Raw genomic sequence first — 12821 nt, forward strand, 5'->3', positions numbered from 1 at the left:
CAGTGTACCGGGTTGAACGGCAGCACGCCGCCGGTGCCCCGGATTTCAAAGATCCTCCTATGCTCGATAGTCCACGTTACCGCGTGCTGGAGGTGTTGCACCAAGGCGCGGACACGATCCTCTACCGCGCGCGGCGCGAGGAGGACGGCCGGCCGGTGGTGCTCAAGGTCCTGCGGCGCGACCACGCGAGCCCACGCGCCCTCGGCAGGCTCCAGCACGAGCTCGAGGTCGCCACCGCCCTGAAGTCGCCCGTCGTCGTCCGGGCCTACGGGATCGAGCCGTTCCGCGATCAGATGACCCTGGTCCTCGAGGACTTCGGCGGCCGCTCGCTCGACCGGCTGCTCGATGGCGACGGGCCGATGCGCGCGATGTCGATCGAGCGCTTCCTCCCCCTCGCCCTGCGCCTCGCCGCCGCGCTCGCCGAGATGCACCGGCGGCACGTCATTCACAAGGACATCAAGCCCCAGAACCTCCTCTACAACCCCGACTCCGGCGAGGTGAAGATCACCGATCTCGGCATCGCCTCTCTCTCCCCCCGCGAGGCCCAGGAGCTCGCGCACGGCGGCCTCATCGAGGGCACGCTCGCCTACATGGCGCCTGAGCAGACGGGCCGCATGAACCGCCGGGTCGACGAGCGGACCGACCTGTACTCCCTCGGCGTCACCTTCTACGAGATGCTGACTGGCACCCTTCCCTTCCGCGCCAGCGATCCCGTCGAGTGGGTCTATTGCCACATCGCCCAGGCGCCGGAGGCGCCACACACGCTCGTCCCATCGATACCACCGCAGCTCTCCGCCGTCGTCCTCAAGCTGCTCTCCAAGGCCGCCGAGGAGCGCTACCAGAGCGCCCTCGGCCTGCGCCACGATCTCGACCGGTGCTTTTCCCAGCTGCGCCAGAGCGGCGCCATCGAGCCCTTCCCGCTCGGACAGCGCGACGTCTCCGACCAGTTCCAGGTCCCGCAGCGGCTCTATGGCCGCGAGCGCGAACTCCAGGCCTTGGCCGCCGCGTTCGAGCGCGTGGTCGCGAACGGCCGGCCAGAGCTCGTGCTCGTCTCGGGCTATTCGGGCATCGGCAAGTCGTCGCTCGTCGCCGAGCTGCACAGGCCCATCGTACGGGAGCGCGGCTTCTTCCTCTCCGGCAAGTTCGAGCAGCTGAAGCGCGACGTCCCCTACCGCCCCCTCCTTCACGCCTTCCGGGGGCTCGTGCAGGAGATCCTCGGCGCGAGCGAGCAGCAGGTCGAGCGCTGGCGAGAGCGCCTCCGCGAGGCCCTCGGCGCGAGCGGCGGGTTGCTCACCGACATGGTCCCCGAGCTCGCCCTGCTCCTCGGCCCGCAGCCGCCCGTGCCCGAGCTCCCGCCCGCCGAGGCCCAGAGCCGGCTGCTCGCCACGCTCCAGCGCTTCGTCGCCGCCTGCGCCCGCAAGGAGCACCCCGTCGCCCTCTTCCTCGACGACCTGCAATGGGCCGACGCCGGCAGCCTCCTTTTGCTCGAGCAGCTCGCCTCGCTCTCCGGCGACGCCCACCTCCTGCTGATAGGCGCCTACCGCGACAACGAGGTCGGCCCCGCGCACCCGCTCCGGCTCACGCTCGCCGAGGCCCGAAAGCGCGGCGCCGCCGTCTCCGAGCTCGTCCTCGCGCCGCTCTCCGCAGCCCACGTCGGCGCGCTCGTCGCCGAGGCGGTGCATGCCCCCGAAGCGGAGGTCGGGCCGCTCTCACAGCTGGTTTACGAGAAGACCGGCGGCAACCCGTTCTTCGTGCTCCAGTTCCTCATCGCGCTGCACGACGAGGGGCTCATCACGTTCGACGCCGACGAGGGCGCATGGCGGTGGAACATCGCCGCCATCCGCGACAAGGGCTTCACCGACAACGTCGTCGAGCTGATGTTGGGCAAGCTGGAGCGGCTCCCCGTCCCCACGCGCGACGCCGTCAAGCTCGCCGCCTGCCTCGGCGGCAGCTTCGCCCTCGACACCCTCGAGATCGTCGCGCGCCGGCCGGCGGAAGCGCTCCGCGAGGCGCTCGAGGAGGCCGTCCGCGAAGGGCTGCTGCTCCGCCGGGACAGCGCCTATCGGTTCCTCCACGACCGGGTGCAGCAGGCGGCTTATTCGCTCATCCCGCCAGGACAGCTCGCCGAGGTGCATCTCCGGATCGGCCAGCTGCTCTTGAAGGCGCAGCGCGAGGACGCGCTCTTCGACATCGTCGGCCACCTCAACCGCGGCGCCGCGCTCCTCCGTTCCCAGGCCGAGCGCGACGAGCTCGCCGCCCTCAACCTCCGCGCCGGCAGGATGGCCAAGGCCGCCGCGGCCTACCAGTCCGCCGCCGCGCTCTTCGCCGCGGGCATGGCCCTCCTCGCGCAAGATCCCCGCGAGCGCTGGGAGACTCGGTACGATCTGACCTACGACCTGAGCCTCGAGCGCGCGCACGCCGCCTACGCCACCGGCAGCTTCGAGGAGGCCGAGCGGCTGCTCGAAGAGCTCATGGAGCGCGCGAGGACCAGGATCGAGCGCGCCTCCGTCGTCGAGCTCGCCGTCGCCTTGCACGTGACCCGCGGGCAGAGCGCCCGCGCCGTCGAGCTCGGGCTCTCGTGCCTCCGCGCCTGGGACATCGAGCTATCGCTCCCCGTCACCGACGCGCAGGTCAAGGAAGAGACCGAGGGCGTCTGGCAGGCGCTGGGCGACCGGAGGATCGAGGCGCTGGTCGACCTGCCGCCCATGGATCACCCCGAGATCAAGGTCGCGATGCGCATCCTGCTCGGCGTGATGATCCCTGCCTACTTCGTGGATCTGAAGCTGCACTATCTGCTCCTCGTGCGCATGGTCAAGCTCAGCTTGCGCCACGGCAACGCGGAGAGCTCCGCCCAGGCGTACACCGCCTTCGCGCGGATGTTCGGCCCGCTCTTCGGTCGTTATCGTGAGGCGTACCTGTTCGGGAAGCTCGGTCACGACCTCGCGGACAGGGGCCACGCCCTCGCCACGAAGGGCGCGGTGTTCACCCTGTTCGGGCAGCAGGTCGTCTTCTGGACGCGCCACTACCGGGAGACCGGCTTCACTGCGCGCCGCGGCTTCAACGCCGCGCTGGAGGGCGGCGACTGGAACAACGCGTGTTACAACTGCATCTGGGCTGCGATGTTCCCGCTGCTCTCCGGCGAGCCGCTCGAGGACGCCCTCCACCTGACCGAGGACCGCCTCGGCTTCGTGCGCAAGGCCGGCTACGCGTTCGTCTATGACGTCCTCCTCGGCGCACGGCACCTCATCCAGACGCTGCGCGGCAGGCCGGTCCATTACGCGATGCTGGATGGCGCCGAGCTGGATCAGGCGGCCTTCGAGGCGCGGCTCGTCCAGGAGGGCGGGGTCGTCCCTGGCTGCTTCCACTTCAGCATGAAGGCGCAGGCGACGTTCGTCCTCGGCGCGCCCCGGGAGACGGTCGCGGCGACGGCCCATGTGGTCGTCGACTACGACTGGAAGATGGACACGAACGCGCTGTACGCCGAGTGCTTCTATTATCGCGCGCTCGCGCTGGCCGCGCTCGCCGACGACGACGAGGGCCGCGCCGCGGCGCCGTCGCCCCGGCCGGAGCTCCCGGACGGGCTGCTCGCCTGCGAGCGGCAGCTCGGCGAGTGGGCCGCGAGCGGCCCCGACAACTTCCTCCACAAACACGCCCTGGTCCGCGCCGAGATCGCGCGGCTCCGCGGCCAGGACCTGGAGGCCATCGGGCTCTACGAGCAGGCCATCTCCTCGGCGCGCGAGGGCGGCTTCGTCCAGCACGAGGCCATCGCCTGCGAGCTCGCCGCCCGGCTCTACCGCGACCGCGGCCTGTCCACGCCCGCCGACGCTTACCTCCAGAGAGCCCGCGCCGCCTATTTCCGCTGGGGCGCGCACGCCAAGGTCGAGCAGCTCGATCAGCGCTATCCCTTCCTCGTCGAGCGGAAGCCGATCGCCCCCACCGTCACCTTCGCCGTCCGCGCCGAGCAGTTCGACGTCCTCTCCGTCGTCAAGGCCTCCCAGAGCATCTCGGGAGAGCTCAAGCTCCCGCGTCTGCTCGAGATGCTCCTGCGCATCGTGGTCGAGCACGCCGGCGCCGGAGAGGGGTACGTGCTCCTGCTCCGGGAAGATCGCCTGTCCACGGCGGCGGCGATCGCCGCGTCCGGGAGCGCCGCGCGGCTGGTCGACGCGGGCGAAGCGGCGGCGGACGCGCTGCCGCAATCCATCCTCAACTACGTTCGCCGCAGCCACGAGCGCGTGCTGCTCGACGACGCCGCCGGGCGACACCCCTTCTCGGAGGACGCGTATTTCGCGCGCAAGAGGCCGAGATCGGTGCTGTGCCTCCCGATTGTGCGGCAGGCGCGGCTGCTCGGCCTGCTCTACCTGGAGAACAAGCTGGTGGCCGGCGCGTTCACCCCCGGGCGGCTCACCGTGCTCGAGCTGCTCGCGTCGCAATCGGCGATCTCGCTCGAGAACGCCATGCTCTACACCGATATCGAGCAGGAGAACGCAGAGCGACGGCGGGCTGAGCGCGAGCTCCGCGGAAGCCAGGCCACGCTGCAAGCCATCGTCGACAACTCCGCTGCGACCATCTACCTCAAGGATCGCGACGGCCGGCACCTGCTCGCCAACCGCGAGGTGGGCCGCCTCCTGGGCGTGCCGCCCGCTCAGATCATCGGCAAGACGACCGCCGAGCTCTTCCCTTCCACGAAACTAGAGATCATCGCCGACAACGACCGGCGGGTGCTCGACTCGGGCGAGCCGCTCGAGTTCGAGGAGGAGGTGATGATGGAAGACGGGCCGCACACCTTCCTCTCGCTCAAGTTCCCTCTCGGCGAGAGCGTCATGCCCGGCGTGCTCTGCGGCATCTCCACCGACATCACCGAGCGCAAGCGCGCCGAGCTCGCCGAGCGCTTCCTGGCCGACGCGAGCCGCAAGCTCATGGCCCTCGGCTACGGCGCCACCCTCGAGAGCGTCGCGCAGCTCGCCGTGCCCGAGCTCGCCGACCGGTGCGTCATCGACGACGTGCACCTCGCCCAGGACACCGCGGGGCGGACGGTCACCGCGGTCACCGCAGGCGTGCCGGCCGAGCTTGCAGGCGCGGTGATGGATGCGCTGCGGCCCCTGGCAGGGATGTCGCCGGACAGGCCCGAGGTGGGTGACGTCCGCGCGGCGCCGCTCCTCGAGGGGCTCGGCGTTCACTCCTTCCTCCGGGTCCCGCTCCTCGCGCGCGACCGGCGCTTCGGCGTCATGACCCTGCTGGCGACCGCGCCGAGGCGCCATTACCGCCCCGCCGACCTGTGGCTGGCCCAGGAGCTGGCGAGCCGCGCCGCGCTCGCGCTCGACAACAGCCGCCTGTTCGCCGAGGCCCAGGTGGCGATCGAGCGCCGCGACGAGTTCCTCCTCGTCGCTTCGCACGAGCTCAAGACTCCCCTCACCTCGCTCAAGATGCAGGCCCACCTCCTCGCCCGCCTCCTGCCCCGCCTCCAGCGCGCCGAGGTCGCTCCGGAGCGCATCGACGCGGCGATACAGGTCCTCAACCGCCAGATCGCGCGCCTCGCCCACCTGATCAACGAGCTGCTCGACGTCACCCGCATGAACGCCGGACGGCTCTCGCTCGCGCGCGCGCCGGTCGATCTGGCGGCCCTGACGCGCGAGGTCGTCGAGCGGATGCACCAGCAGCTCGACGACGCCCGCTGCCGCACCGAGCTCGATCTGGACGGGCCCGTGGTGGGCGACTGGGATGCGTCGCGCCTGGAGCAGGTCCTCATCAACCTGCTGTCCAACGCCCTCAAGTACGGCGCGGGAGCCCCCATTCACGTCGTCGTGCGTGGCCTGGAAGGCCGTGCGCTGCTCGTCGTGCGCGATCACGGCATGGGGATCGCCGAGGCCGATCAGGCCAGGATCTTCGAGCGCTTCGAGCGCGCCGTCTCCGTCCGCAACTTCGGGGGTCTCGGCCTCGGCCTCTACATCGTCCGGTGGATCGTCACCTCTCACGGCGGCACCATCCGCGTCGAGAGCGCGCCGGGCGCGGGCGCCACCTTCATCGTCGAGCTGCCTTTGCACCCGGCGGAGGCTGGGTCGGAGACGGACGGCCGAGGGGACTTGCTCCCACAGGCCTAACTCCCTTGAACAGTCGCTGGATGAACGTCATGCGCTGAGCTCCCTCTCCTCCGCGAGCTTGCCTCCAGCGCGAGATCGAAATGGCGACAAGCGCATGAAGGCAGTACGTTCAGGCTGACGGGGAAGGCTGGCGGGATCGATCGAGCACCATGATCCCGCTGGCGCGCAGCGGGCCCCGATCGGCACAAGTCGGCACGACTCGGCACGAATTCACGGGGCGGCCAGCGCCGAGCGCCGCGTCTCCAGATGAGCGGAATCAGCGGGAGACGAGGTCCGTCATCCAGGGCACGTCGGGGGTCGTTCTCAGGACCGTACGGGCCCACTGCTGGTCGTCCATCCGCTCGAAGTCCTCGGTGACGGCCTCGAAGTACGACGAGGCGAGCCCCACGAACGCGCGAGGCGCGCCGCCGCAGGGATCGGCCGTCACGACCATGAGCCGCGGCAGGCCGGTGCCCACGTGCAGCACGCGGCCGACCGGCGCGCCGTTCTCGGTCGGCTGGGTGTGCACGTCGGCGATCGTCGGATCCTGCTCCAGCATCTTCATCCGGTCGAAGAAGAGCTGCATGTACCACCCCTCGACATAGGGCGCACCGCACCCTACCGACTGAACCTTCACGGCCTGGTTGATGAAATCGAGGTGCTCCTGGGTGAGGGGCAGGCCGGCGCGCTCGTTCGCGGCCATCTCGCCGAGCGTCCGCGCGACGTCGTGGAGCTGCGAGAAGTACGCCGACACCCTCTCCCCGAGCTGCGGCGCGCTCGACAGATCGAGCGCGCCGACGATCTCGACGCCGTGCTCGGCCAGCTCGGCGATGCGCGTGAAGAAAGACGGGTACGGGTCGACGTACGCGTCCGGGAACTCGCACGTGTCGCCGCCCGTGTACGACTGCTTGGCGTAGAGCAGGGTGTCGTGGCGGAGCTCGGCCCAGGAGGCGAGCTGGGTGCTCAGCAGGCGACGGCCCCACGCCTCGGTCTTCGTCACGCCCGGCAGCCCCTCGCCGTCGCCGATCGCCCGCGCCGGCGACAGCTCCCGCAGCGCGCCGAGCCAGCGGTTGTAGAGGTTCTTGCCCCAGAAGTCCTCGGGGTGCGCGTCGACGAGCACGCGCATCATGTGCAGATCGGGCGCGTAGCCGAACTGCCCGAGCTCGGGGGCGAGCAGCTGGCCCGCCTGATCGTTGCCGAGCGCGGCGAAGCCCACGTCGAGCGGGTCCGGCATCATGCGCTTGACGGCGCCGCCCTGCACCCGGTCGAAGACCACGTTCGAGAAGACGTGGGAGTCGACGACGTACCGCTGGCCGAGCAGCGCGAAGCTCGACGAGAGGGGCAATGTGCCCTTGCCGAGCCCGTTGATCATGATGTGGCTCGAGATCCGCTGGGTGCCGTAGCCCTCCTTCACGATCACGTCGGCGATCCGCGCGTCCGGGACGCCGGCGAGGCCGGAGGCGTCGCTGAGGCCGAGGTCGGCGAGCAGGTCGTCGAGCTCCGGCAGGGTCATGTAGTCGCTCTCGCCGACGAAGGCCTGGACGGCGTCGTCGATGCGCTTGTAGCGCGCGAGGGTCTCCGCGTCGGCCAAGGCGCGCAGCACGTAGGCGCCCTCGAGGTGCCGCCGCTGGAAGCGCTGGGTGCCGTCCTGCTGGGTCTCGAGGAAGCGGAAATCCACGCGGCCGAGCCACATCATGCTGCGGAAGTAGCGCGCGAGCTCGGGGTACAGCTCGTCGACGTAGTGGCCGCGGGGCTCGAACTGCGAGAAGTCCATGAGCCGCTCCGAGCCGAAGAGGCGGACCGCCGCCATGCCGTCGTGGGCCTCGGCGCCCGCGACGAGCTCGTCGATCACCGCGGCGCTGGCGCCCGCGACGGGGGCGACGGGCGCGCCCTCGAGCAGCGCGAGCGCGACGGCCGTGAAGAGATCCGCGTCCGCGCGCGCCTCGGCGCCGAGCTCTGCTCCGGCGCCCTCGGCGAGCCGCGCGCGCATCTGCTTCAGCATCGTCCCGAGCTCGGGCGCGAGCGAGGCGTGCTCCACCTCCTTGAGGATCGCGTCGTACGAGCGGTGGACCGCGAACAGGATCGAGTCCGCGGACACGTAGAGCGGCAGGTCGAGCGCGTAGATGCTGCTGTAGCCGTAGGCGAAGGTCGGGAAGGACTTCTTGCTCGAGATGACGAAGCCGTTCTCGGAGAGCTTCGCGAGCTCGCCCTCGTCGAGGGCGAGCGCGGTGCCCTGGAGGAGCGAGAGGCCCGCGGCCTCCGCCGGCGCATAGGACAGGCCCGACGCGAAGGGGACGGGGTACCGCGAGGCGAAGTCCTCGGCCGTCATGCTCGCCGAGGCCTCCTGTTCGGCGAGCAGCGCGGTGAGCTCCGCCTGCTGCTCGGGCCCGAGCTCCGTGGCCGGCAGCTGGGTGCCGCCGGCGCCGGGCGCGGGCTGGCTCCCCTCGCCCGAACAGCCGGCGGCGAGGGCAACGAGGATCGGGACGACGTGAAGGCGAAGAAGCAGGTTGCGCATCGTGCTCCCCTTTCGAAGCGTGCCCCTCGGCCCGGGGCGCGACGGCCTCGCAGGCAAAGGTGGTGCCGTGGGCTCTTCTCCGGCCTCGGGGACGATCGCGCGACCCCCTGAGCCGTGAGCCTCCCCTCGCGGGACTTCAGCAGAGGAGCCCCGTTTGACCCGCCCCTTGAAGCTCGTCCGACCACCGCCGCCCGCCCCGAAGCGGGCCTTCGCTGGCGACGATGCGACCCTCGTGCACGCGTTCCGGCGGGGCGACCCGGGGGCGCGCGCCGCGCTCTACGACCGGTTCGCGGATCACGTCCACCGGGTGCTTTACCGGCTGCTGGGCTTCAGCCACGACCTGGCCGACCTGCACCACGACGTCTTCGTCCGCGCGCTCGGCTCGCTGCCGGGCCTGGAGGACCCGAGCGCGCTCAAGGGCTGGCTCACGATGATCGCCGTGCACGTGGCGCGATCGTCGATCACCCGCAGGAAGCGGCGCAGCTGGCTCTGGTTCCTGCCGAGCGAGGAGCTGCCCGAGGTCGAGTCCGGCGCGGCGTCGGGCGACGTGCTGGACGCCTTGCGCGCGACCTACGCGGTCCTCGACGCGCTCCCGGTGGACGAGCGCATCGCCTTCGCGCTCCGGTTCATCGACGGGATGGAGCTCACCGAGGTCGCCGCGGCGTGCGAGACCTCGCTCGCGACCATCAAGCGGCGGCTCGCCCGCGCCAGCGCCCGCTTCGAGGCCGAAGCCCGCAAGCAACCCGCGCTCGAGGCGTGGCTGGATGGAGGTACCCGGTGGGGCAATCCGAGCGCCCGCTGACCGCCCTGGGGCGGCACGTGGCCGAGCTGCAGGACCGGACGCCGGCGGCGCGGCTCGATCGCGAGCGCGGGCGAGCGCGGCTGCTCGCGGCGGCGCGGCTGCCCGATACGGAGCAAGCCGATCGTGGATGGGGGCTCCGCCACGGGTCCCCCGGAGCGCCGCGGCTGGCGAGGCTCCGCGGCGATGGCGCGGCGAGCGGCCCCGGACTGCCGGCGCCTGGAAGGCCGTTCGCGGCGCGGCGCGCCGTCTCGCTGGCGGCGGCGGCGGCGCTGGTCGTCGCCGCGCTCGCCGTGGCGTTCGTGGCGCGCCCCCGCGCTCCCATGCGCTTCGAGCTCGGGACGGCCGAGCCAGGGGTCGTCGGCGCGTGGATCGCCGCGCCGACCACGGCGGAGCTGCCGATCCGGTTCTCCGACGGCTCGCTGCTCCGCCTCGCGCCCGGGGGGCGCGCCCGCGTCGCCTCGGTGGACGCGGACGGCGCGGAGCTCTCCCTCGAGCGAGGCGCGCTCGATCTCTCGGTCATCCACCGCGAGGGCGCGCGCTGGACGGTGCGGGTCGGGCCGTTCCAGGTCCACGTGATCGGGACGCGCTTCGAGACCCGCTGGAACCCGGAGACCGAGCAGCTCGTGGTCGCGCTGCGCGAGGGGGAGATCACGGTCTCCGGGCCGGTGGTGGGTGATGCGCGCGCCGTCCGCGCCGGCGAGCGGCTCACCATCTCGGCCGCGACGAACACCCTCGCGGTGGGCTCGATCGACGCCGCCTCGGGCCTCACCTCGACGGCGGCCCCCCAGGGCGCGCCTGCCCCGAGCGAAGCCGCTCCAGGCGCGGCGGCCACGAGCGCGGCCGCTCCGAGCGCGGCGCCCACGACGAGAGGGCCTTTCGCGACCGCCCGCGCCCCGGACGCCCGGACGGCCGCGCAGGAACGGCAAGCGGGCGGCGGGGGCTCGGTCGCTCCCCTGCCCGCGCGCCGAGAGGCGTCGTCGTGGCGCGCCCTGGCCCTCGAGGCCAGGTACAGGGACGCCCTGGCCGCCGCGGAGGGCGACGGCTTCGACGCGCTCTGCGATGCCGCGAGCGCGAGCGATCTGCGCGCGCTCGGCGACGCCGCCCGGCTCGGCGGGAGCCCGGCGCGCGCCGCCCAGGCCTTCGCCTCCCTCCGCGCCCGGTTCCCTGGCTCGCCCGAGGCGGCGTCGGCCGCGTTCATGCTGGGGAGGATCGCCCAGGACCAGAGCAAGGACCACGCGGCCGCCGCAGGCTGGTTCGCCCGGTACCTGAGCGAGCAGCCGGCGGGCCCGTTCGCCGCCGACGCCGCGGGGCGCCTCGTCGAGGCGGAGGACAGGCGGGGCGATGAGGCAGGCGCCCGGAGGGCGGCCGAGCAGTACCTCGCCGCTCATCCGAGCGGCTCGCACGCGGGGTACGCGAAGCACGTGCTCGCGCGCGGCGCGAAGGCGGTCACCCCCGGAGGCTCGCCTGGCAGGCCAGTCACCCCCGGAGGCTCGCCCGGCGAGCCGGGCCCTGCCGCCGAGCCTCCGACGCCGTGAGACGCCGCTCCGCGACGCTCCTCTTCCTCGCCGGGGCCGCGCTCGCCGCCGGGGCCTCGCTCGCAGAGGGCGCGCGCGCCGACGAGACCCGGACCGAAGCCCCCTCGACCATCGCTGTCCTCTGCGCCCCCGGTGATCGCTTCGGCCTGCGGATCGTGGCCGAGATCGAGTCGCTGGGCTTCCGGGCGGAGCGCCTCGACCCCGCGGCCGAGCCCGCGTCGCGCGCGTCCCTCGAGGCCTCGGCGCGCGAGGTGGGCGCCATCGCCGCGATCCGCGCCGTCCCCTCCGAGCGCGGCGTCGAGATCTGGATCGCCGATCGGGTGACCGGCAAGACCGTCCTCCGCGAGATGGCGGACGACGGCGGCACGCCCGACCGCGACGCGGCGCTCGCGCTCCGCGCCGTCGAGCTCCTGCGCGCCAGCCTCCTCGAGGTCGGCCTGCCCGCGCCCCCGCCCGGAGAGGTGCCCGCGACGCCCGAGATCCGCGAGAAGCTGCGGGTGCGCGCGCCGGACACGCCGCCCGCGCCGGCCCAGAGGCCGTCGCCGGCGCTCCGCCTCTCGCTCGCTCCCGGCGTGCTGCTGAGCCCAGGCGGCTTCGGCGCGGAGGTCAGCGTCGACGTCGGCCTCTCCTGGATGCCGAGCGAGCACGTCGGCGCGATCGCGTTCGCCGCGATTCCGCTCAGCCCTCACCGGGTCGAGCGATCGCAAGGCACCGCCGATCTCTCCGTCCTGCTCGCCGGTGGGGGCGCGCGCCTCCAGCTGGCCCCGCGCGACAGCCCATGGACGGCCTCGGCAGACCTCGGCCTCTCGGCCGTGTTGCTCTGGAGCTCGGGGGTGTCCAGCCAGGGCTTCCGCTCGAGCGCATCCGCCGCGGTGGCCGCCAGCCCCTTCGCGGGCGTCGGCCTCTCCTTCGCCCTGACCCCGCGTCTCCGGCTGCGCGCCGACGCCCTCGCCAGCGTGCTCGTCCAGGGTGTCTCCGTCCGGTTCGTCGAGCGAGAGACAGCGACCTGGGGCAAACCGTTCATCCTCTCTTCAGCCGGCATCGAGCTGGATCTGTTTTTATGAGCCGCCGTCACGCGCCGGAGGGACTTCACCTCTGGAGCCTGACCTGGAGGTCGTTCGAATGAAACGATGGATGATGGTCCTCGGAGCGATGGCGGTGATGAACAGCGGATGTGGCGAGATCGTCTTCAATCCCATTCAGAATGGGGATTGGGAGGGCTCTCCGGAGGCCATCACGCCTATTGACGAGGCCCCGGACGAGGAAGACAACGACGCCTCGACCCCCCACGTGATCGCGCTGCGAGGCAGCGACGTGGACTTCGAGTCGCTCCCCTTCAGACCCACGCTCAACCCGCACCCCTGGGCTGATCCCGACGCGCTCGTACTGTTCTTCAGCAGCGCTGTCCAGCAGTGTACCCAGCCCGTGATCCCGATCGAGATAGAGTCCGACGGCACGTGCAAAACCGAGCCTGTCTGGCAACACATCTTGATGATCCCGCCCGAGCTCAACACGCCCGGGTTGATCGATCTTTCCAATCCACGGATCGGCTTCCATCAGTTCATAGCCATGGCCGGGTGCGCCGGCGGCGGCGGGGGTGGGACAGGCAACAGGTACTGGGGCACGCTCGAGATCGTCGAGAGCGACGAGACCTCGCTCTTCGTGAAGGTGCGCGGCACGGAGAACCCGAGCTTTCCGATCGACGGAGATCACACGGTCCAGCGCTGCGGCTCGTAGCTCCACGGTCGCACGGCGGCTTGCCGTCAGGCTCCCGGAGGAGCAGCGCAGCGCGCCCGTGCGGTAGGCGTCGGAGGATCCTCGGCGAATTCCCTCTCTTCCCTCGTCGTCGCAGGCGAGCCGGCGCGAGGGCGCTTCGCCATTTTCCATGGCGG

General features: G+C 71.9%; 6 protein-coding genes. 5 read left to right on the plus strand and 1 reads right to left on the minus strand.

Going from position 1 to position 12821, the window contains the following annotated elements:
• Positions 1–59 precede the first annotated feature (59 nt).
• On the plus strand, positions 60–6098 hold the full coding sequence (locus WMF29_RS29425; protein WP_437323463.1) for an AAA family ATPase: 6039 nt from the start codon (positions 60–62) through the stop codon (positions 6096–6098).
• A gap of 256 nt (positions 6099–6354) precedes the next feature.
• Here the strand turns inward: WMF29_RS29425 and WMF29_RS29430 are convergent, their stop codons facing one another.
• A complete protein-coding gene (locus tag WMF29_RS29430) occupies positions 6355–8592 on the minus strand; it encodes a DUF3160 domain-containing protein (RefSeq protein ID WP_437323464.1) in 2238 nt (745 codons plus the stop codon).
• Positions 8593–8746: 154 nt separating this feature from the next.
• Between WMF29_RS29430 and WMF29_RS29435 the strand changes: the two genes are divergently transcribed.
• From WMF29_RS29435 to WMF29_RS29450, 4 genes are read left to right on the plus strand one after another with little or no spacing between them, the layout of a single operon-like run.
• Complete coding sequence (locus WMF29_RS29435) at positions 8747–9394, plus strand: RNA polymerase sigma factor (RefSeq protein ID WP_012238084.1); 648 nt, start codon at positions 8747–8749, stop codon at positions 9392–9394.
• Positions 9370–10929, plus strand: a complete 1560-nt coding sequence (locus WMF29_RS29440) for a FecR domain-containing protein (RefSeq protein ID WP_437323465.1) — start codon at positions 9370–9372, stop codon at positions 10927–10929. The genes WMF29_RS29435 and WMF29_RS29440 overlap by 25 nt, the downstream gene beginning before the upstream one ends.
• Positions 10926–11993 (plus strand): hypothetical protein, encoded by a 1068-nt coding sequence (locus WMF29_RS29445; protein WP_437323466.1) that lies wholly within the window; start codon positions 10926–10928, stop codon positions 11991–11993. The genes WMF29_RS29440 and WMF29_RS29445 overlap by 4 nt, the downstream gene beginning before the upstream one ends.
• A 58-nt stretch (positions 11994–12051) precedes the next feature.
• A complete protein-coding gene (locus WMF29_RS29450; RefSeq protein ID WP_437323467.1) occupies positions 12052–12666 on the plus strand; it encodes a hypothetical protein in 615 nt (204 codons plus the stop codon).
• Positions 12667–12821: the final 155 nt, after the last annotated feature.

It is taken from the genome of Sorangium sp. So ce381, assembly GCF_051473845.1.
GTDB classification, from domain to species: Bacteria; Myxococcota_A; Polyangia; order Polyangiales; family Polyangiaceae; genus Sorangium; species Sorangium atrum.